The 20,528-nt window shown below is 30.7% G+C and carries 20 protein-coding genes; 9 read left to right on the forward strand and 11 right to left on the reverse strand.

The annotated features are described in order from the left end of the window. Positions 1 to 155: 155 nt before the first annotated feature. Positions 156 to 2,159: an LTA synthase family protein gene (locus Q0998_RS08640; protein ID WP_299668958.1), complete on the forward strand. Its 2,004-nt coding sequence runs from the start codon at positions 156 to 158 to the stop codon at positions 2,157 to 2,159. An 86-nt stretch (positions 2,160 to 2,245) separates the two neighbouring features. Here Q0998_RS08640 and Q0998_RS08645 read toward each other — a convergent pair whose 3' ends face one another. The 5 genes from Q0998_RS08645 to Q0998_RS08665 all read right to left on the reverse strand — a co-directional run bounded on the left by Q0998_RS08645 (position 2,246) and on the right by Q0998_RS08665 (position 6,538). Further along, positions 2,246 to 3,235 carry a Stealth CR1 domain-containing protein gene (locus Q0998_RS08645; RefSeq protein ID WP_299668960.1) on the reverse strand — a complete coding sequence of 330 codons (990 nt, stop codon included), beginning with the start codon at positions 3,233 to 3,235 and terminating at the stop codon, positions 2,246 to 2,248. Positions 3,236 to 3,313: 78 nt separating this feature from the next. Then, positions 3,314 to 3,964: a class I SAM-dependent methyltransferase gene (locus tag Q0998_RS08650; RefSeq protein ID WP_299668963.1), complete on the reverse strand. Its 651-nt coding sequence runs from the start codon at positions 3,962 to 3,964 to the stop codon at positions 3,314 to 3,316. Position 3,965: 1 nt separating this feature from the next. Further along, a complete protein-coding gene (locus tag Q0998_RS08655; protein ID WP_299668966.1) occupies positions 3,966 to 4,943 on the reverse strand; it encodes a glycosyltransferase family 2 protein in 978 nt (325 codons plus the stop codon). Next, positions 4,936 to 5,697, reverse strand: a complete 762-nt coding sequence (locus Q0998_RS08660) for a glycosyltransferase family 2 protein (protein ID WP_299668969.1) — start codon at positions 5,695 to 5,697, stop codon at positions 4,936 to 4,938. The genes Q0998_RS08655 and Q0998_RS08660 overlap by 8 nt, the downstream gene beginning before the upstream one ends. A 13-nt stretch (positions 5,698 to 5,710) precedes the next feature. Continuing rightward, positions 5,711 to 6,538: a 2,3,4,5-tetrahydropyridine-2,6-dicarboxylate N-succinyltransferase gene (locus tag Q0998_RS08665; RefSeq protein ID WP_299668972.1), complete on the reverse strand. Its 828-nt coding sequence runs from the start codon at positions 6,536 to 6,538 to the stop codon at positions 5,711 to 5,713. Positions 6,539 to 6,658: 120 nt separating this feature from the next. On the opposite strand from Q0998_RS08665, the gene ruvX reads away from it, so the two are divergent. The 5 genes from ruvX to Q0998_RS08690 all read left to right on the forward strand — a co-directional run bounded on the left by ruvX (position 6,659) and on the right by Q0998_RS08690 (position 9,955). Further along, complete coding sequence (gene ruvX / locus Q0998_RS08670; protein WP_299668975.1) at positions 6,659 to 7,069, forward strand: Holliday junction resolvase RuvX; 411 nt, start codon at positions 6,659 to 6,661, stop codon at positions 7,067 to 7,069. A 54-nt stretch (positions 7,070 to 7,123) separates the two neighbouring features. Next, complete coding sequence (gene def, locus Q0998_RS08675; protein WP_299668977.1) at positions 7,124 to 7,714, forward strand: peptide deformylase; 591 nt, start codon at positions 7,124 to 7,126, stop codon at positions 7,712 to 7,714. Positions 7,715 to 7,981: 267 nt separating this feature from the next. Next, on the forward strand, positions 7,982 to 8,413 hold the full coding sequence (locus tag Q0998_RS08680; RefSeq protein ID WP_299668979.1) for a DUF5606 domain-containing protein: 432 nt from the start codon (positions 7,982 to 7,984) through the stop codon (positions 8,411 to 8,413). Positions 8,414 to 8,633: 220 nt separating this feature from the next. Next, a complete protein-coding gene (mazG, locus tag Q0998_RS08685) occupies positions 8,634 to 9,413 on the forward strand; it encodes a nucleoside triphosphate pyrophosphohydrolase (protein WP_299668982.1) in 780 nt (259 codons plus the stop codon). Positions 9,414 to 9,466: 53 nt separating this feature from the next. Then, a complete protein-coding gene (locus tag Q0998_RS08690; RefSeq protein WP_299668984.1) occupies positions 9,467 to 9,955 on the forward strand; it encodes a nuclear transport factor 2 family protein in 489 nt (162 codons plus the stop codon). Between the two features lie 20 nt (positions 9,956 to 9,975). On the opposite strand, the gene Q0998_RS08695 is transcribed toward Q0998_RS08690, so the two are convergent. Next, a complete protein-coding gene (locus tag Q0998_RS08695; protein WP_299668987.1) occupies positions 9,976 to 10,653 on the reverse strand; it encodes a class I SAM-dependent methyltransferase in 678 nt (225 codons plus the stop codon). Positions 10,654 to 10,892: 239 nt separating this feature from the next. Here Q0998_RS08695 and Q0998_RS08700 point away from each other — a divergent pair, with 239 nt between their 5' ends. Further along, positions 10,893 to 11,252: a hypothetical protein gene (locus tag Q0998_RS08700; RefSeq protein WP_299668990.1), complete on the forward strand. Its 360-nt coding sequence runs from the start codon at positions 10,893 to 10,895 to the stop codon at positions 11,250 to 11,252. A gap of 171 nt (positions 11,253 to 11,423) precedes the next feature. On the opposite strand, the gene Q0998_RS08705 is transcribed toward Q0998_RS08700, so the two are convergent. The 5 genes from Q0998_RS08705 to Q0998_RS08725 form a co-directional block, all read right to left on the reverse strand. Next, complete coding sequence (locus Q0998_RS08705) at positions 11,424 to 11,999, reverse strand: fasciclin domain-containing protein (RefSeq protein ID WP_299668993.1); 576 nt, start codon at positions 11,997 to 11,999, stop codon at positions 11,424 to 11,426. A gap of 180 nt (positions 12,000 to 12,179) precedes the next feature. Next, positions 12,180 to 15,035: a carbamoyl-phosphate synthase large subunit gene (gene carB / locus Q0998_RS08710; RefSeq protein WP_299668996.1), complete on the reverse strand. Its 2,856-nt coding sequence runs from the start codon at positions 15,033 to 15,035 to the stop codon at positions 12,180 to 12,182. Positions 15,036 to 15,146: 111 nt separating this feature from the next. Further along, positions 15,147 to 15,308 carry a 50S ribosomal protein L34 gene (gene rpmH / locus Q0998_RS08715; RefSeq protein WP_299668999.1) on the reverse strand — a complete coding sequence of 54 codons (162 nt, stop codon included), beginning with the start codon at positions 15,306 to 15,308 and terminating at the stop codon, positions 15,147 to 15,149. Positions 15,309 to 15,437: 129 nt separating this feature from the next. Further along, positions 15,438 to 16,100: a hypothetical protein gene (locus Q0998_RS08720; protein WP_299669002.1), complete on the reverse strand. Its 663-nt coding sequence runs from the start codon at positions 16,098 to 16,100 to the stop codon at positions 15,438 to 15,440. A gap of 1 nt (position 16,101) precedes the next feature. After that, on the reverse strand, positions 16,102 to 16,653 hold the full coding sequence (locus tag Q0998_RS08725; protein ID WP_299669005.1) for a hypothetical protein: 552 nt from the start codon (positions 16,651 to 16,653) through the stop codon (positions 16,102 to 16,104). A gap of 115 nt (positions 16,654 to 16,768) precedes the next feature. Here Q0998_RS08725 and Q0998_RS08730 point away from each other — a divergent pair, with 115 nt between their 5' ends. Both Q0998_RS08730 and yidC read left to right on the forward strand, forming a co-directional pair. After that, positions 16,769 to 18,382 (forward strand): CTP synthase, encoded by a 1,614-nt coding sequence (locus Q0998_RS08730; protein ID WP_299669008.1) that lies wholly within the window; start codon positions 16,769 to 16,771, stop codon positions 18,380 to 18,382. 253 nt (positions 18,383 to 18,635) lie between these two features. Then, positions 18,636 to 20,522 (forward strand): membrane protein insertase YidC, encoded by a 1,887-nt coding sequence (gene yidC, locus Q0998_RS08735; protein WP_299669010.1) that lies wholly within the window; start codon positions 18,636 to 18,638, stop codon positions 20,520 to 20,522. Positions 20,523 to 20,528 lie beyond the last annotated feature (6 nt).

Consider the following 20,528-nt stretch of genomic DNA (forward strand, 5'->3'; position numbering starts at 1 on the left):
TATTTTTATAAGTACAACACAACATCCAAAGTGTAAAAAATACTTTTATTCTATTTAAAATTCTACTTTTAAACCCTCTATATAATTTTCGTTTTTAATAAATGTTTATTAGTAATAACTCTAAAAATAGTAACTTTGTAATCTATCTAAAATATATGTCTCAAAAAATTCCAAATTATATAAAATACATTTTTACAAATGTTTTTTTTCTTTTTGCTTATATCTTTTTCTTTAGGGCGCTCTTCTATTTTTTATTGGCAGATCTAGACAACATTTCTAATTTAGAATTACAAAAAGCTATTTTTCTAGGAATTCGTTTTGATTTAAAGTTAGCTATTCTTACTTTTTTCCCTGCAACAATACTAATTTTAATTGCCAATCATAATTTTTTCAAAAAGGTAATATATAAAAGAATAGCTAGTATTTACCTTGTATTATGCTACTTAATTCTAACACTTTTTTATCTATTTGATTTTGGGTATTATGAGTATTTAGCGATTCGTTTAGACGCATCCTCTCTTCGTTTTTTAAGTGACATAAAGATATCTAGTCAAGTATTAATAGAAAGCTATCCTATTTACAAAGGTATTTTTGGATTGTTAATTTTATGCTTTATCATCTATAAATATGCGATCTTTATTTATAACTTATGCTCAAAAATACATCAAGAAATAGTTGCAAAATTAAAATTAGTATACTTTATTTTTACTATTTTACTGTTTTCTTTTGGCATTTACAACAGTGTAACACATTACCCTTTGCGCTGGAGTGAGGCTTTTTTCTCTGAAAATAATGCTCTAAATCAATTTACGTTAAACCCCGTTTTATACTTTTTTGATAGTTTTGCTTTTAGAAGTGAAGGTGTAGATTTGGAAAAATTTAAAACCTATTACCCAGTAATTGCAAAGCATTTAAACATTCCTGTAGATACTGTAAATTTTGAAAAAAAAATAACTTTCAAGAACCCTTACAAAAAAAAACCTAATGTTATTTTTGTAATGTTAGAATCTACGGGTACTGCCCCCATGAGTTTCTATGGAAACCCACTGAACAGCACACCTAAAATGGATTCGCTTATGAAAGAAAGCTTAAGTTTTTCTAAATTTTATGTGCACAAACCAGGAACCGCGGGTAGTGTTTTTGCGAGCATTACGGGTTTGCCTGATATTGAAGATGTGAAAACAGCCTCAAGAAATCCTATGATTATAGATCAACGTATTATTTTTGATCAATATAACGGTTATGAAAAACTATATTTTTTAGGTGGATCTGCAAATTGGGCGAATATTAGAGGCGTATTTCAATCTAATATAAAAGACTTAAAGATCTATGAAGAAGGAAGTTTTGAAGAGGAAAACAGAGCCGACGTATGGGGAATTGACGATTACGACTTGTTTAAAGAATCTGATAAGGAATTAAAAAAATTACACCAGAAAGGAAAACCTTTTATAGCTTACATTCAAACAGCAACAAATCACATGCCTTTTACGGTACCTAATAAAAAAGAAAGTTTTGTACCCATTTTAGAGCATGAAATTGACGAGGAAACACTACTCAAGGGAGGATTTAGATCTTTGGGTCAATTAAACGGAATTCGCTATTTAGATTTTAATATTGCGCGCTTTTTAGAAAGAACCAAAAAATCTGGTTATTATGAAAATTCTATATTTGCCTTTTTTGGGGATCACAGAGGAGGAATGAAAAAACTAAATTTCCTAAAAAATAATGAAGACGATTTAGGAATTCAAGTGCATCATGTTCCGTTTTTTATTCATGCACCAAAATATGTAAAACCTCAAGAAATTAAAAAATATGCAAAGCTAATAGATATATTTCCAACAGTAACAAGTTTAGCCAAAATAGATTATACGAATTATACTTTAGGAAGGGATTTATTGGATCGTAAAACCACAAATACGGCTGCATTTGTTTATACTCAAAGCAAAGGAGAAAAAGCTGTTGGAATAATAAAAGATGGTTTTTACTATGAGAAAACCAATACCACTAAAAAATCGAGTCTATATAGTTTACAAACAAATACAATTGACGATATTAAGTTTTTAAAACCAAATATCACACTGCAGATGGACAGCCTTTTGTCTGCCTACTATCATTCTACTAAATATTTATATTTTAACAATAAAAAATCACCAAACTAGTAAATAAAATTTTTAGGCGTAATCACTGTATTCAACGAGACAAAGTTAAAGTATAAAAATCCTTTGAATAAGTTCTTCTTGTTATATTAATTATATTTAACTGAAAGCCATTTTTTTATAAAATTTAATTTTTCTTTAGGACACTTATCTAAGCTTTGCATACAGAGAAAAAGTCTATTTTTATTTTTATCAGCATTTTTGAGCTTATATTTTATCCAAAAAAAAGGTTTTTTATAATTTTGAAAATTAACTAATTGATAATTGTTATTCAAAATAAAGGTATTGTTTTTTATCTCTAAATGAACGGCTAGAGATTGATTTAAAAATTGTTTATGACTCCTAAAACGATATTTAATGTTTTCTTCTAACATCTTTGAGTTTTTTAAATAATACTTTTCAAATGTAGATTTTCTCATTGCCGTAAAAGAATGATCTAAACGCACATACTTTTTAAAGCCTAACTTCTTAACAATTAATTGCTGACTTTTCTTAAACCCAAAAGCATTTATTTTTTCATCCTTACCAATCAATTGAAAAATCTTTTTTTGAAATTTCTTGTACCAAATATCTTCGTAAAAAGATGTCCAAACACCTCTAATTACAGTTTTATTACCAATAAAAAAATCAGAAATTTTTACATCATTCAATAAAAAAAAATCATCGTTTAAATAAATAAAACGTTCTGATAAATTGGGTATTTTATAAAGTAAAGACTCGATAGACATCGAGTTAAAAGTAGGTAAATATTTATGGTAACCTTCAAAAATTACTTTATGATCTACAATAAAAACATTGGGAAATTCTCTAGTTGCTTTTTCTGGATCTTTTAAAAAACCTGGAATCTGATTGTCTGTAACAATAAAGATATTTCTTATAAACTTAGCAAATTTTCGAATTGACTTAACCGAAAATTCAATCTCATTTACGTGATCGAAACGACTTCGAAAATTTATATTATTCATAGAGTTTAGATTTTCAACAAAAGGTTTCATCTTCTCTCTATGATTATAATCATGTCCGTCTACCCATGTAATTACCGCATCAATTTCATTATTTTCAAAACGCTCTAAATTCATAATTAAATAGGTATTGAATGAATTAAATTATGGCTAAATATTTTTATAGATAAAACTATACTGATACTTAAATAAAAATTATATGTTTCTTCTTGCAACCGTAGCGTATTGCATATAAAACATATCTAATTGTGAACATAATAAAAGAATATTAACTAAAACAGCAAAAGGAAAGAATAAAAATGACTTGGTTCTATTAATTCCTTTAATACATTGTATTGAATATCCAGAATCCATATGCAATCTTTGAATACTTTTTTTTGTAAAAAAACGGAAATGTGTATTGTCTAAAATACCAGATTCTGTGTATTTCCAGTCCTTTTTAAAAATCAAATTAAAAATATTTTTTGAATATCGAACGTTAGGTATTGACGAGACAGTTACACCCTCCTTTGTAAGTTTTATTTTTAATTTCTTTAAAACTTCTGAAGGATAGGTTAAATGTTCCAAAACATCATTCATAATAATAACATCAAAATAATCATCAGGCAAATATTTAAGTGCCTCATCAATAGCACTTTCAAAAACTTTAAAAAGCTTTTCAATAGCAAACTTTGCTGCGGTTGGATCTGGTTCTACACCCCATACCTCTATTCCATCTTTTACGAATTGTCCTGAAAAATTACCCTGCCCACAACCAATCTCTAATATAGTTTTGGCTTCCTTTGGAACAAATGGCAACATCCCAGTCCTGGCATGTTTATAATAAGATTTATCTTTTATTTCCATGCTATTTTTTGTTTTGATGATTCATAGATTTGTCACTCAACCAGGTCTGATTAATTATTGCAAAAATATAATACTTTAAAACTTTAAAAAACAAAAATAAGTCTAATCTAAATTTAAGGATAAAAAAGAAAATAAGCCCCAATAATGCTATGATTAATTTACTAAAGAATGTTGTTGACACGACAAGAAATTGAAGTATAAAATGTTTTATACCCGTAAAATGATTTCTAATATAAACATGTTTTGAAATGATTACTTCTGTTTTAGTAGTAACTGCTGTTTTGATATTAATTCGGGAGGAACCTCCGTGGTTATGAATTATTTCAGTATCTGTTAGCAGCGCAACTTCTCCTCCACTATTTCTAACTTTTTTAGAGAAGTCTACATCTTCAAAATACATCCAGTAATCTTCATTCCAACCATTAATTTTGTCAAACCAACGCCTACTTATACATACTACAGCACCAGAAACCCAATCTGGAAATAGGACTTCATCTTTCTTTTTTATTTTATTGAATAAATAGTTTTTGTTAAGTGCTCTTAAAAATCCAAAAAGTGTGTGAAAATCGGGGAAAAATCGATGTGTTTTTTCAAAGGAAGTTTCATTTTTTTGTTGGCAAGAAACGATACCGAAGTTTATATTTGCCTCTAAATAACGAACCATTTTGTAAATTGGTGCTTCTGTAACAATGGTATCTGGATTTAAAAAAAGTAAATATTCTCCAGATGCCTTTTTTGCGCCTAGATTACAACCATTTGCAAAACCATTATTTCCTGAGTTTACAAAAAAAGAAAAATCTGAAAATTTCTTTTTAAAGTCATTCAACCGATGATCATTAGAACAATTATCAATAATAATTGTTTCTAATTTTAAATTCGAAGATGAAATTTCTGCTATAGATTTTAGGCATAGTTCTAATGGTTTCCAACTTTTATAGTTGACAATAATTATAGAAATATTAAATTTAGAATTACTCATCTTTTAAAGCATCCCTGTTTAATAAACCTAATTTCATATATCTTGCTAACACTCCGTATGCTTGTGTTTTAGAAACTAAAAGCCCCATAAAACCATCCAAAAAACCAAATCTTATGATGTAATGAATACAAAACCGAACAGCTGGTTTTACTAAAATATGATATGCAGTTACTTTTTTGCCTTGTTCGTGCAATTCTTTTGCTCTTAAAGCGGCATAGTGATTCATTTTAGAAATGTAGTGATCATAGCTTCTGTAAGAATAATGTTCAATTTTATTGCTTAAAAAACCAACTTTACCCTTTGCTTTTATGGTTTCATGCACAGGGCTTCCATTATAATTACAAAACTCTTTTAAAAACAAGCGAATTACTTTATCTCTTTGAAAGCCAGAATACCTTACTCTTTGTCCACAAAAATAAAAAGCTCTTTTAATATAAAACCCCACAAAATCTTTAGGGTTTTCTATAGCTTCTACTATTTCTTTTTTCAATTCTTTGGGTACTCTTTCGTCTGCATCTAAAATATAAATCCAAGGATATTTTGCTTGATTGATTGCAAAGTTTTTTTGAGATGAAAAATCATCAAAGGTTCGCTTGATGATTTTTACATTCAATTCTTCTGCTATTTCTATGGTTTTATCTGTACTATAAGAATCTATGACAATAATTTCATCTGCAAAACGTACAGATTCAATTGCAGCTGCAATATGAATTTCTTCATTTAAAGTTGGTATTATTGCCGATATTTTTGCCATAGCATTTTTAGCTTTAAACCGCTACATCGTACTCACGTAAAGCATCATTCAAAGATGTTTTTTTGTTGGTACTTTCTTTTCTTTTTCCAATAATTAAAGCACAAGGTACGTTGTATTCTCCTGCGGCAAATTTTTTGGTATAACTTCCGGGAATCACTACAGATCTTGCAGGAACTCTACCTTTCATTTCTATCGGTTCATCACCAGTAACGTCTATAATTTTAGTACTCATTGTTAACACAACATTTGCACCTAAAACTGCCTCCTTCTCTACCCTGACACCTTCTACAACAATACATCTAGAACCGATAAAAGCACCGTCTTCTATAATAACAGGAGCTGCTTGTAAAGGCTCTAAAACACCACCAATACCAACACCACCAGAAAGGTGTACATTTTTACCAATTTGCGCACAAGAACCCACTGTAGCCCAAGTATCTACCATTGTCCCTTCATCTACATAAGCTCCGATATTTACATAACTTGGCATTAGAATTGTGCCCGAAGAAATATAAGCTCCGTGTCTTGCTACTGCATTGGGTACTACTCTAATTCCTCTTGCTGCAAAATTTCTTTTTAATGGAATTTTGTCATGGTATTCAAAAATACCCGCTTCTAAAGTTTCCATTTTTTGAATTGGGAAATATAAAACCACTGCTTTTTTAACCCATTCATTTACTTGCCAACCTCCCGAAATTTCGGGATGATTTGGTTCTGCAACTCTTAAAGTGCCTTTGTCTAATAAATCTATAACTTTTCTAATCGTATCAATGGTGTTTTGCTCTTTTAATAACTCTCGATTGTTCCAAGCTGCTTCTATAATTTCTCTAATTTCTTTCATTGTAATTGTTTAATTTTTACAAATATAATTGTATCCGCAAAAACTGAAAGCGAAGATACATTTTTTAAACAGATATTTTTGCTTTGTTTAAAAAACGTATTTTTGTTAAAAAAAGAATAAATGTCAAGAATTTTAGCCATCGATTTTGGTGAAAAAAGAACAGGAATTGCAGTTACAGACGAGTTGCAAATAATTGCGTCTGGCCTAACCACTGTAAATACTGCAGAATTACTCTCGTTTTTAAAAGCATATACTTTAAAAGAAAAAGTAGCCTTGTTTTTAGTAGGAAAACCAAAACAACTAAATAATTCTGATAGTCAAAGTGAAGTATTTATACTTCCTTTTCTAAAAAAATTAGAAAAAACGTTTCCTCAAATACCTATGATAAGAATTGACGAGCGTTTTACCTCTAAAATGGCTTTTCAAACCATGATAGACAGCGGTATAAAGAAAAAACAACGGAGAAACAAAGCAATGGTAGACGAAATTAGTGCTACTATTATTCTGCAGTCGTATTTATACAGTAAATAGTTTTTTGCAAAATGCATTCTTTGTACTTTTGCAATCGTTTTTAAATAAAAATAAATGATTTTACCAATTGTTGCATACGGTGATCCTGTTTTAAGAAAAGTTGCTGTAGAAATAGAGGCAGATTACCCTGATTTAGAAAAGTTAATTTCTAATATGAAGGAGACCATGTACAATGCCTCTGGCGTTGGCTTAGCGGCTCCACAAATAGGAAAATCAATTCGTTTATTTATCATTGATGCCTCTCCTTTTGCAGAAGATGAAGAGTTGTCTCATAAAGATAGAGAAACACTAAAAACATTTAACAGGGTTTTTATAAATGCTGAAATTTTAGAGGAAGAAGGAGACGAATGGGCTTTTAATGAAGGCTGTTTGAGTATTCCTGATGTAAGAGAAGATGTTTTTAGACAACCAAAAATTACGATTGAATATCAAGACGAAAGTTTTAAAACACATACAGAAATTTTAGAAGGTTTGGCTGCACGCGTTTTTCAACACGAGTATGATCACATAGAAGGTATTTTGTTTACAGACAAACTTTCCTCACTCAAAAAACGAATTATTAAAAAGAAATTAGAAAATATTTCTAAAGGAAAAATTAATTCAGAGTATAGAATGCGTTTTCCAAATATTAAAAAAGGCAAATAACAAATGTATTTCTGTTCGAGACCCGAGAAAAATTTTTATCAAGCGGTTGGAATGACGTAATGTCTCCTCGAGCGCAGTCGAGAGGTTAAAGAAGGTCTCGACTGCGCTCGACCAGACATATATTAATAATTTGTAAAACAGTAACTTACAAGCTACGTCAATGGTAGCCTTCCGAAGCTTCGCAAGGAAACTATTTAATTTTCGACATTCGTTTACATAGAGCGAAATCAAAATACTCGAAGAGATATTTTAAAATATAAAATCAAAATGGAATTTAACAAAATTATTTCAGTTACAGGCAAACCAGGTTTATACCAAGTAGTTTCTCAATCTAAAAACGCAATTATAGTTGCCTCTTTAACAGATCAAAAAAGATTGGCTGTTAACGCTACACAAAATGTAAGTTTATTAGAAAACATTGCTATCTACACTTACGAAGAAGACATTCCTTTACTGCAGGTCTTTAAAGCAATGTTCGAAAAAACAGAAGGTAAAGAAGCCATTTCTCATAAAGAAAGTGGTAAAAAATTAGAAGCATTTTTTGCGGAAGTATTGCCAGATTATGACGCAGAAAGAGTGTATACTTCTAACATTAAAAAAGTAATTCAGTGGTTTAACTTATTAGTGAACTCTGGGATGGATTTTTCTAAAATTGAAGAACCTACGGAAGAAAATACTGAAGAAACTGAAAGTAAATAGTATTCAGTATTCAGTATTCAGTATTCAGTATTCAGTATTTAAAACTAAAAAAATCTAGCGAATGTTGTCTCGAAATGTGCTTTTTAAAGCCTTTCGAAAATTTCATTTTTACTTTTAAACAAAATAAATATTGATTTCTGTAATCTTTAAAATTTGAAATTTTGAAATTTTGAAACTATAATAAAATTTGCATCTATAAACATTTTGCAACTCTTTAAAAATGAATAGCAGAAAAGAACAATTAGCAGCTTTTAATCGTTTGTTAGATATCATGGACGAACTTCGTGAGAAATGTCCGTGGGATCAAAAACAAACTTTAGACAGCCTACGTCATCTTACCATAGAAGAAACGTATGAACTGGCAGATGCTATTCTAGACAACGATTTAACCGAGATTAAAAAAGAATTAGGCGACGTTTTGTTACACATTGTTTTTTATGCAAAAATTGGAAGCGAGAAAAAAGCTTTTGATATTGGAGATGTTGCCAATTCCATCTCTGATAAGTTAATTTCTAGACATCCTCATATTTACGGAGATGTAAAAGTTGAAAACGAGGAAGATGTAAAACGCAATTGGGAACAATTGAAACTAAAAGAAGGCAAAACTTCTGTTTTAGAAGGGGTTCCAAAAAGTTTGCCTGCAGTTGTAAAAGCTAGTAGAATTCAAGAAAAAGTTGCAAGTGTTGGTTTTGATTGGGAAGAACCTGCACAAGTTTGGGAAAAAGTACAGGAAGAACTTTCTGAACTGAATGAAGAAGTTGAAAAAGATCATAAAGAAAATATCGAAAAAGAATTTGGCGATGTTTTATTTTCTATAATCAACTATGCACGTTTTATTGGTGTAAACCCAGAAAATGCTTTAGAAAAGACAAATAAAAAATTTATAAACCGATTTCAATATTTAGAAAAGGAAGCAAAAAAAGCTGGTAAAAATATTTCTGAAATGTCTCTAACTGAAATGGATGTGTATTGGGAAGCTTCCAAAGAATTCTTTTCCTAAAATAAAATTTTATTTTTATTTTAACTTAGCATTCAATTTAAAATCAACTCATTATGAAAAAATTAAAAACACTTTTTATACTTTCTCTAGTATTTTTCGTTTTTTATGGATGTATATCGAATGATAAAGCAGAAAATAAAGTCGATAAAATAGAGCATTCAGCAGAGTATAAAAATGTAGAACTTGCTATTTTAGATTATGTTGAAGGTTTGTATTTAGTAGATTCTACGAGAATTGACAAAAGTGTAGACACCAAATTACGTAAAATAGGATATTGGTATAATGCTGACGAAAAAGGATATCGAGATCATTTAGAAATGACCCATAAGCAGTTATCTAATTTAGCTGCTAGCTGGAATACATCTGGAGATAGAGCGAATGAAGAATCTCCAAAAATTATTGAAATATTTGATATAAATTCTAAAACAGCCTCTGCAAAATTAACTGCTGAGTGGGGAATTGACTTATTTCACTTAGCAAAAGTTCATAACCAATGGAAAATTGTAAATGTAATGTGGCAAAGTCAACCAGAAAAAGAATAATAATCTTTAATATGACAAACTTAAAACATCGTATACATTGTAGTAATAATAACTCCTTTATTCGTATGTAGTTTTGTACTCAGTAATTGATGCTCTTCTTTTACCTTCAGATTGAATGGTGGTAGCAATAAATTCAAACCACTTTTCTTTTTCAATCGAATTCCCTGTCCAGAAATAATATCTTTATTGGGAGTAAAATCACCATTCGGAATATGTTCCGTTAAAATAACATATTTAAAATCGTATAATTTACTGAGTATGCTTTGTATTTCAGCATTCGATAAATGTTGTAAGACTTGCCTTAAAATAGCACAATCTCCATGGGGTAAATTATCAACTGCAATGTTTACACATTGAAATTCTAAATTTTCGCTACCAAATTTTTCTTTATTCCTTTCAATTAAATCTTTTACAATATCTACAGCAATATATTTTGTAGTATGTTTTACCAATTGCTTACCGATATTGAAATCGCCACAACCTAAATCACATACCAGCAATGGATCTTTAAAAGAAGTTAAAAATGAGGTTAAAACTCTTATATACGGATCTACAATAGCTAGATGGTGAGAACCCGCACCAGAATAAAAATCAGAATTATCATCACCCCAAAGTTTCATTTTGTAGACTTGTTCCATCGCATCTTTGGTTGGCCAAGGCTTTTTTACTCTCTTTATATTCGTCTCTTTTTCATTCATAAAGATGAAATTTTCTAATCATACTATCGAAATATACTTTTCTATTTGTAATCAAACAAGAAAACAAACCTACAAATTATTCATAACAATGAGATTTATAAAGAATGATTAAAATACCTCAAAATCTGCTAAAACCTAATTAAAATCTTTATATTTAATTTTTTGAACTTAAAAAACCTATTTATAGGAATTTTTAAAATTCATATAATCACAATAATTAATTCCTTTACACAAAAGATATGTCAGAGAATCCGATACAATATAGTTCAGAAAAACTTGAAAAATTCAAAACTATCATAGAAAGTGATTTAAAAAAAACTACCGAAGAACTTGCTCGATTTCAAAACGATCAAAAAGATCAAAAACAACATTTAGCGAATACCAACGTAGATTTTAATCAAAGTAGCAAACATTTTCAGCAACAAGCTAAAGACAAACAACTGATTCGTCGTTTACAAGATAAATCTAGAGAACTTCAAGCTGCCTTAACGCGCATCGAAAATAAAACGTATGGGATCTGTGATAGAACTGGGCAACTGATTCGAGAGGAAAGACTTTTAGCCAAATCTACCGCCCGTTTTGATATTTTACCTAACTAAATTTAAAACATTGTTAAATGCAAATATCATACATATTTCAATTTTGACTGTTCTTCATAAAATTAATTTTATAGACTAAACATTTAGTATTGATCAAAATCTTAGTTAAAATAAAAAAGCCTTTTTCTGAAGTTTCAGAAGAAGGCTTTTTACAATTAAGTTTTATACTATTTATTTAGGCATCACAACACTTTCTATTGCATGTATAACTCCGTTTGAAGCGGCAACGTCTGCAATAACCACTTTAGACATGTTTCCTTTTTCATCCTTCAACATTACACTTGTTCCATCTAAAGATGCAACTAATGTACCTCCTTGAACAGTAGCCACTTCAAATGCGCCATTGTTTGCTTTAATAGCATCTACTACAGCTGCAGCATCAAATTTACCTGAAACCACATGGTATGTTAAAATACCTGTTAACATTGCTTTATTTTCTGCTTTCAATAAAGTAGCAATGGTACCTTCTGGTAACTTTGCAAAAGCATCATTTGTAGGTGCAAAAACAGTAAAAGGCCCATCTCCACTTAGCGTCTCAACCAAACCTGCTGCTTTTACCGCTGCTACAAGTGTAGAGAAATTCTCATTACCAACTGCAACTTCTACAATGTTTGGTGTTTGTTCTTCTTTAACAACCACTTCTACAACTTCTTCTTTTTTAGCTTCTTCTTTTTTTGAATCTTTACAGGATGTAGTTGCAAAAAGTCCTACCAATGCAAATGCCATACATACGTTCTTTGTTTTCATAAATTTAGTTTTTAATTATTGATTTGCCACAAAATTAAAGATTCATTTCTTAAATACTCTTAATTTTTGTTTAAATTTTAGTTAAAACACTTAAACAAAAGATATGTTTTAAATTTTGGATAAAAAAAACATCCAACCCTAAATTTAGAATTGGATGTTTTATAGTGCGTTTAAAAAATTTTATTTACTCAAATACATTTTTCGTCTTGCATATAAGTCGTAAAACTGATCATCTTTTAAGCTATCAATAAATAAAATACTTTCTCCAGTAGATTTCATTTCTGGACCTAGTTTTTTATTTACGTTTGGAAATTTATTAAAAGAAAAAACAGGCTGCTTAATTGCATATCCATCTAATTGTGGATTGAAATCAAAATCTGTAACCTTTTTCTCTCCCAACATTACTTTTGTGGCATAATTTACATACGGTTCTTTATATGCTTTTGCGATAAAAGGAACTGTTCTAGACGCTCTTGGATTTGCTTCAATGATATACACAACATCATCTTTTATGGCAAACTGAATATTGATCAAACCAACCGTTTTCAATTCTCGCGCAATAGTGTGTGTATGGTCTATAATTTGTTGCATCACCAAATCACCCAAATTAAAAGCTGGCAACGTAGCATTAGAATCTCCTGAGTGAATTCCACAAGGTTCTATATGTTCCATGATTCCCATAATGTAAACATTCCCATCAGCATCACAAATAGAATCCGATTCTGCTTCAATAGCGCCATCTAAATAATGATCTAATAATAATTTATTACCTGGCATTCTGCCTAACAAATCAACCACATGCTCTACTAATTCTTCTTTGTTGATGACAATTTTCATTCCTTGACCACCTAAAACATACGAAGGTCTTACCAAAATTGGAAAATCTAATTCATCTGCTAAAACTAAAGCTTCATCTGCGGTTTCTGCGATTCCAAAATCTGGATATGGAATCTTATTTCTCTTTAATAATTCCGAGAAACTTCCTCTGTCTTCCGCTAAATCCAACGCTTCAAAAGAAGTTCCAATTATTTTTATGCCGTATTTTGTTAACTTTTCTGCTAATTTTAGTGCGGTTTGTCCGCCTAATTGAACAATAACGCCTTCTGGTTTTTCATGACGAATAATGTCATAAATATGTTCCCAAAAAACAGGCTCGAAATACAATTTGTCAGCGGTATCAAAATCAGTAGAAACCGTTTCTGGATTACAATTAATCATTATGGTTTCATAGCCACATTCTGCCGCCGCTAAAACTCCATGTACACAACAATAATCAAATTCAATTCCTTGACCAATTCTGTTAGGTCCAGAACCCAAAACAATAATTTTCTTTTTATCTGTTACAATGCTTTCGTTTGCAATGATAATTTCTCCATCAGCTGTTTCAATTTCATTTTCAAAAGTTGAATAATAATAAGGAGTCTTCGCTTTAAATTCTGCAGCACAAGTATCTACCAATTTAAAGACACGCTGTACTTTTAGTTCCTCTCTTTTATTGTAAACTTCGCTTTCTAAACAATCTAGCATGTGTGCTATTTGTCTGTCTCCGTATCCTTTTTGTTTTGCTTCTAATAATAAATCTCTTTCTATTGTATCTATGGTATAGGTAGCAATTTCTTTCTGCAATTGAAACAATTCTTCATATTGCTTTAAATACCACATATCGATTTTAGTGATGTCGTAAATGGTGCTTAATGGAATTCCCATGGCAACGGCATCGTAAATAGCAAAAACCCTGTCCCAACTTGCATGGGTTAATTTTTCTATAATTTGATTGTAATCTGTATATCCTTTTCCGTCCGCGCCTAAACCATTTCGCTTAATCTCTAAAGATTGTGTTGCTTTGTGCAATGCTTCTTGGAAAGAACGTCCAATTCCCATAACTTCTCCAACCGCTTTCATTTGCAAACCTAACGTTCTGTCTGAACCTTCAAATTTATCAAAGTTCCAACGAGGAATTTTTACAATTACATAATCTAACGTTGGTTCGAATAATGCTGAAGTTGATTTTGTAATTCCGTTTTCTAACTGGTCTAAAGTATAACCAATGGCTAATTTTGTGGCTACTTTTGCAATTGGATACCCTGTTGCTTTACTCGCTAAAGCAGAGGAACGAGAAACTCTTGGGTTGATTTCAATGGCAATAATATCTTCTTTTTCATCTGGTGAAACAGCAAATTGTACGTTACACCCCCCTTCAAAATCACCAATAGAACGCATCATATGTATTGCCAAATCACGCATTCTCTGATAGGTTTTGTCAGACAATGTCATTGCTGGTGCTACGGTAATAGAATCTCCTGTATGAATACCCATCGGATCCATATTTTCAATAGAACAGATAATTACTACATTATCATTTCTATCTCTTAACAATTCTAACTCATATTCTTTCCATCCCATCATGGCTTTATCAATCATCACCTCATGAATGGGTGATGCTTCTAAACCTCTGCTTAGTAATTCATCAAAATCTTCTGCTTTGTAAACAATAGAAGCTCCTGCGCCACCTAAAGTGTATGAAGAACGAATTACTAAAGGAAAACCAAACTCTTGTGCAATTTCTTTTCCTTTTAAAAAGGAAGTTGCGGTTGCTTGTGGTGCCATGTCTACACCAATTTTTAGCATGAGTTCTCTAAATTGTTCTCTGTCTTCGGTAACATTAATGGCATCGATATCTACACCAATTAATTTTACGTCAAAATCTTTCCAAATTCCTTTATCATCTGCTTCAATACACAAATTTAAAGCTGTTTGCCCACCCATTGTTGGTAAAACCGCATCAATTTGAGGATGTTCTTTTAAAATCTGAATGATTGATTTTGTAGTTAAAGGCAACAAATAAATATGATCTGCCATGGAAGGGTCTGTCATAATTGTTGCGGGATTGGAGTTGATTAGAATGGTTTCAATTCCGTCTTCTCTTAAAGATCGTAAAGATTGCGAACCCGAATAATCGAATTCACATGCTTGCCCTATCACAATAGGACCAGATCCAATAATTAAAATTGATTTTAGGTCTTCTCTTTTTGGCATGTTAAGTAGTTGTGTATTATGTTAGTGTAAAAATATGTACTTGTTGGGTACAAAAAAAGGTGTTACTAAAAATAGTAACACCTTAATTATTAACAATTGTTAATCATTATATTATTTTTTATGTCTTGTTTCTGTAGACACAGATATTTTCTTTCTTCCTTTAGCTCTTCTTCTAGCTAAAACTTTTCTTCCATTAGCAGAGGCCATTCTTTCTCTGAAACCGTGTTTGTTTCTTCTCTTTCTCTTTGATGGCTGATACGTTCTTTTCGGCATTATATGTATTTTTAAATATCTTCTTTATTTCTAGTTTCTACTCAATGAATTTTACCTCATTTAAAGCGTTGGCAAATATACAATTGTTTTTATTTTTAACAAACAGAATTTGAAAAAAAATAAAAAAATTTATTTAATTTTTTTAAGGAGTTTTTTTATGGCTTTTTTAGCCAAGTTAAAAGAATTCCTATGTACTGGTATCGTACCAATTACAGGTCCTTGATGATCTATTTCTTCCTCAAAATGATATTTAGGATCGTTAACACTAGCAGTACAACTCATTTCTAAAATTACATCATTATTTTTTAAATCTATAATTTTTACAGTTGCAATGGCACCCGCTGAGGCAGAAATTAAACGCGCTTTATTATTTTGACTTAAACTTTTTTTATCTAAAAATTCTAAATATTCAATTTTTGAAAGAATAATAAAATCAAAATTAGTAGTCTTGCTTAATATTTCTAAATCTGTTTTAGAAATGTTATAAGGAAAACTGGATTTTAATAAAATTTTGCCGTTTTTATCTCTTACCTGATTTACAAAACTTACATTATTATCTAATTTATTGCTAAAATATTCTTGAACACTTTTTAGATTTTGTTTTCTAAATCCATTTTGGGTCTGAACACTTATAACATTTAAAATATAATTATCTTTTACATTTATTCTTTTATTTGGATTATAATAATCGTAATTATAATCTGGAATATTGAAAGAAAACAAATGTCCATTTCGGTTTGCGCAACTGTAACAAACCATAATAAAAAATAAGATTAAAACTTTTTTTAACATCCTAGAGATTTATACCTATCCTCAGATGTAAATCTATGATAATACCGTCAGAATCAAATGCTGTAAAATATTTTTGATCAAAAAAAGTTAGGTACCCAATACCAATACCAGCTTCGTAGTTAAAATACTTACCTAAATTACGCCTAATACCCCACTTTGGTATAAAAGATATACTATTTTCTGCCCCTTTACCTCTATCGTGCAAGATTTCAAAAATATTAGAACGATAGCTTGTTTTTATGGTAAAGAAATTAGCAGCATTATTCGCAATATTTCTTCCTTTTTTATTTCTTTTACCTAAATTATAGTACCATCTAGGTTCTAGTGTTATTTCTGGCGCCATAAAAAAGCCATTACCTTCTACAATTTCTGTATACAAACCTACCTCGGTTCTTAAAGATAAATTATCTAACATTTTTATTTCATTATTTAACCAAACCCCAACAGTACCTATTTGTACACTAAAAACAGATCTTTCTACGCTTATATTCTGGTCTTGTGCGCTACAAATTAGAGAAAGAAGAATAAAATTTATAACTAATACCTTTTTCATTTTATAGTTGATTTTTTTTATGGAATAACAAAACTACAATTTTACAAATGTTTTTCACTTTTTTTATTTGACATAAATTAAAGAGTTAGTACTTTTGTACAAACCTAAGAATACCATGAGTAACACTAAATACGTTTTTGTAACTGGAGGCGTAACTTCATCACTGGGAAAAGGAATTATTGCCGCATCTTTAGCGAAACTATTGCAAGAACGAGGTTTTTCTGTAACCATTCAAAAATTAGATCCATATATAAACATAGATCCAGGGACGCTAAATCCTTACGAACATGGCGAATGTTATGTGACTGATGATGGTGCAGAAACAGATTTAGATTTAGGCCATTACGAGCGTTATTTAAACATCCCAACTTCTCAAGCCAACAATGTTACCACAGGTAGAATTTATCAATCTGTTATTAATAAAGAGCGTAAAGGTGAATTTCTAGGAAAAACGGTTCAAGTAATTCCGCACATTACAGATGAAATAAAACGTAGAATACAGCTTTTAGGGGAAACGGGAGAGTATGATATTGTAATTACAGAAATTGGCGGAACTGTTGGTGATATTGAGTCTTTACCTTATGTAGAATCTGTTCGTCAATTGTTGTGGGAAAAAGGTGAGGAGAATGCCATTGTAATTCACTTAACACTAGTGCCTTATTTAGCGGCTGCAGGTGAATTAAAAACAAAACCAACACAACATTCTGTAAAGATGTTGATGCAAAGTGGTGTAAGTCCAGATATTTTAGTATGTAGAACAGAACATGAAATTTCTGACGACATCAAACGTAAATTGGCCTTGTTTTGCAACGTTAAAAAAGAAGACGTTATACAATCGATAGATGCAGAAACTATTTACGATGTGCCTAATTTAATGCTAGAACAGGGCTTAGATACCGTTGTTTTAAATAAAATAAAATTATCTTCTAAAGGTGAGCCTGAACTAAAAGTTTGGAATGAATTCCTTAGAAAACACAAAAACCCAAAATCTGAAGTAGAAATTGCTTTGATTGGGAAATATGTAGAATTACACGATTCTTATAAGTCGATCACAGAAGCATTTATTCATGCAGGTTCTTCCAATGAAACCAAAGTAAAAGTTCGTTGGGTGCATTCAGAAAGCTTAACACCTAAAAATGCAGAGAAAGCCCTAAAAGGTGTCAACGGTATTTTAGTAGCACCAGGTTTTGGAGATCGCGGAATTGAGGGAAAAATTAGAGCTGTACGATATGCACGCGAAAATAAGATTCCATTTTTCGGAATTTGTTTAGGAATGCAAATGGCAGTTATTGAATATGCTAGAAATGTGTTAGGTTTAGAAAATGCGAGTTCAACAGAAATGAACAAAAGCACAAAACACCCAGTTATCAACTTAATGGAAAGTCAAGAGAAAGTGACTGAAAAAGGAGGTACCATGCGTTTAGGTGCTTGGGACTGTGAATTAAAAAAAAGTACGAAAGCCTTTAGTGCTTACAAATCTGAATTGATCAGCGAACGTCATAGACACAGATATGAATTTAACAATGCATACTTAGCACAAATTGAAGCGGCAGGAATGAAAGCTTCGGGTGTGAATCCAAAAACAGGTTTGGTAGAAATTATAGAATTGCCCAATCATCCTTGGTTTGTGGGTGTACAATACCATCCAGAATATAAAAGTACGGTTTTAAAACCACATCCTTTATTTGTAGATTTTATAAAAGCAGCTTTAAAACAATCTAAAAAATAATTTTGCTGGGTTCAGAGCGTTACTGAAATCAAAGTATATTTTAATTGAAAGTAGCAAACAAAGTTTAAGAAACTTTAAACTTCTCGACCGCGCTCGAAGAAACCATCAAAAACGGAATGCTATTTGACCTACCATACACTTCAACAATAACCATAGAAAAATCAACTAAAAACAATACAGTTTTACTACATTTGTCGCCTTTTACTTCAAACAAGAAGTTTAAAAATGACAGATTGACATTTTAAAATAACACATGGAACAAAAAAAATTCGACTTCAATTCTTTTATAGGATTGATATTATTAGGAGGTATCATTTTTTGGTGGATGAGCACACAGAAACCAGAAATAGAGGCTACTGAAGAAACAAATACTACTCAAATTATAGATTCAACAAAAACAAGAGACAATTTTAGTACTCCCGTTGTTAATGAAACCACTTTTGAAAATGATTCTGTCAAGCAAATTGCTCTAAAAAATAAATTAGGTGCTTTTGCGCAAAGTGCAATAGTGGGCACTGATGGTTTTTCTGTTTTAGAAAACGAACTTGTAAAATTAACGATTGATAATAAAGGTGGACAAATTAAGGAAGCGCTAATTAAAAATTACAAAACCTACGATTCCCTTCCGCTTTATATGATAAAAGACAACAACGCGTCTTTTAACATCAATTTTGGAACTACAGACAACAGAATTTTAAATACCAAAGATTTATTTTTTCAGCCAACAATCACTAAAAATGGAGACAAACAGATTGTTTCTATGAAGTTAAGAGTTTCTGATACACAGTTTTTAGAATATAGATATGAAATGATGCCAAAAGAATATATGGTAAATTTCTCTATCCGTTCTCAAGGTTTAAGCACTATAATTAATTCATCGAATCCAATTCATTTAGATTGGTCGTTAACAGGTTTTAGACATGAAAAAAGTCTAAAAACTGAAAACACCATGTATACTTACTATTATTATAAAGCAGAAGGCGAAGTAGATTATATTAATGCTGGTAAATCTGAAGTCTTAAATGATTTAGATTGGGTTGCTTACAAACAACATTTCTTTACCTCTAACTTATTATCAGACACACCTTTTAATAATGCAACCATAACTTCTACAGATTTGGTCTTAAATGAAGATATTGATACTGTTTTTACAAAGAAATTCGAGCTAAAAACACCATTAGAATTGTCTAACGGAGAGTTAAATTATGATATGAAATGGTTTTACGGGCCAAATGACTATAATTTATTGAAAACATACAAAGGCACAGACTTAGCGGATTCTTCAGATTTGGGTTGGGGAATTTTTGGTTTCTTAAACAGAACGATTTTTTATCCCGTATTTAACTTCTTAAAAGGCTTCTTAGGAAATTACGGATTAATTATTATTTTAATGACCATCGTGGTTCGTCTAATCATGTCTCCTTTGGTGTATAAATCGTATTTATCAAGTGCAAAAATGAAGGTGATTAGACCAGAGTTAACCGCTTTGAATGAGAAATACCCAGGGAAAGAAAACGCAATGAAGCGTCAGCAAGAAACCATGGCAATTCAGCGAAAAGCGGGTGTTAGCATGATGTCTGGTTGTATACCCGCATTATTACAAATGCCTGTATTCTTTGCATTGTTTAAGTTTTTTCCAACAAACATCTCTTTAAGACAAGAAAGCTTTTTATGGGCCAATGACTTGTCTTCTTATGATACTATTTTTAAACTTCCATTTACGATTCCTTTCTACGGAGATCACGTAAGTTTATTTCCAATTTTGGCATCTGTAGCAATTTTCTTTTATATGAAAATGAATCAAAGTCAGCAAGCAAATATGCAAGCACCTACGCAAGAAGGAATGCCAGACATGAGTAAGATGATGAAGTATATGATCTACTTCTCTCCTATTATGATGTTATTTTTCTTTAACAATTATGCCAGTAGTTTAAGTTTGTATTATTTTGTATCAAACTTGTTAACCATTGCTATCATGTTGGTTATTAAAAACTTTGTGATTGATGAAGATAAAATTCATGCACAGATAGAAGAAAATAAAAAACGTCCTGAAAAGAAAAAAAGTAAGTTTAGACAAAAAATTGACGATGCTATGAAACAAGCGCAAGATCAACAAGCTAAAAAACCAAAAAGAAAATAAAATATT

The organism is uncultured Polaribacter sp. (genome assembly GCF_947501385.1).
In the GTDB taxonomy this organism is placed as follows: Bacteria; Bacteroidota; Bacteroidia; order Flavobacteriales; family Flavobacteriaceae; genus Polaribacter.

What these genes read in the sequence shown, in the direction of transcription:
- Q0998_RS08680 (WP_299668979.1), top strand. Translation starts at nt 7,982, where the DNA reads ATGGAATTTAACAAAATTATTTCAGTTACAGGCAAACCAGGTTTATAC.
- ruvX (WP_299668975.1), top strand. Translation starts at nt 6,659, where the DNA reads ATGTCAAGAATTTTAGCCATCGATTTTGGTGAAAAAAGAACAGGAATT.
- yidC (WP_299669010.1), top strand. Translation starts at nt 18,636, where the DNA reads ATGGAACAAAAAAAATTCGACTTCAATTCTTTTATAGGATTGATATTA.
- Q0998_RS08720 (WP_299669002.1), bottom strand. Translation starts at nt 16,100, where the DNA reads ATGTTAAAAAAAGTTTTAATCTTATTTTTTATTATGGTTTGTTACAGT.
- Q0998_RS08695 (WP_299668987.1), bottom strand. Translation starts at nt 10,653, where the DNA reads ATGAATGAAAAAGAGACGAATATAAAGAGAGTAAAAAAGCCTTGGCCA.
- Q0998_RS08645 (WP_299668960.1), bottom strand. Translation starts at nt 3,235, where the DNA reads ATGAATTTAGAGCGTTTTGAAAATAATGAAATTGATGCGGTAATTACA.
- Q0998_RS08705 (WP_299668993.1), bottom strand. Translation starts at nt 11,999, where the DNA reads ATGAAAACAAAGAACGTATGTATGGCATTTGCATTGGTAGGACTTTTT.
- def (WP_299668977.1), top strand. Translation starts at nt 7,124, where the DNA reads ATGATTTTACCAATTGTTGCATACGGTGATCCTGTTTTAAGAAAAGTT.
- Q0998_RS08650 (WP_299668963.1), bottom strand. Translation starts at nt 3,964, where the DNA reads ATGGAAATAAAAGATAAATCTTATTATAAACATGCCAGGACTGGGATG.
- Q0998_RS08640 (WP_299668958.1), top strand. Translation starts at nt 156, where the DNA reads ATGTCTCAAAAAATTCCAAATTATATAAAATACATTTTTACAAATGTT.
- Q0998_RS08655 (WP_299668966.1), bottom strand. Translation starts at nt 4,943, where the DNA reads ATGAGTAATTCTAAATTTAATATTTCTATAATTATTGTCAACTATAAA.
- Q0998_RS08660 (WP_299668969.1), bottom strand. Translation starts at nt 5,697, where the DNA reads ATGGCAAAAATATCGGCAATAATACCAACTTTAAATGAAGAAATTCAT.
- Q0998_RS08690 (WP_299668984.1), top strand. Translation starts at nt 9,467, where the DNA reads ATGAAAAAATTAAAAACACTTTTTATACTTTCTCTAGTATTTTTCGTT.
- Q0998_RS08700 (WP_299668990.1), top strand. Translation starts at nt 10,893, where the DNA reads ATGTCAGAGAATCCGATACAATATAGTTCAGAAAAACTTGAAAAATTC.
- Q0998_RS08665 (WP_299668972.1), bottom strand. Translation starts at nt 6,538, where the DNA reads ATGAAAGAAATTAGAGAAATTATAGAAGCAGCTTGGAACAATCGAGAG.
- rpmH (WP_299668999.1), bottom strand. Translation starts at nt 15,308, where the DNA reads ATGCCGAAAAGAACGTATCAGCCATCAAAGAGAAAGAGAAGAAACAAA.
- Q0998_RS08730 (WP_299669008.1), top strand. Translation starts at nt 16,769, where the DNA reads ATGAGTAACACTAAATACGTTTTTGTAACTGGAGGCGTAACTTCATCA.
- Q0998_RS08725 (WP_299669005.1), bottom strand. Translation starts at nt 16,653, where the DNA reads ATGAAAAAGGTATTAGTTATAAATTTTATTCTTCTTTCTCTAATTTGT.
- mazG (WP_299668982.1), top strand. Translation starts at nt 8,634, where the DNA reads ATGAATAGCAGAAAAGAACAATTAGCAGCTTTTAATCGTTTGTTAGAT.
- carB (WP_299668996.1), bottom strand. Translation starts at nt 15,035, where the DNA reads ATGCCAAAAAGAGAAGACCTAAAATCAATTTTAATTATTGGATCTGGT.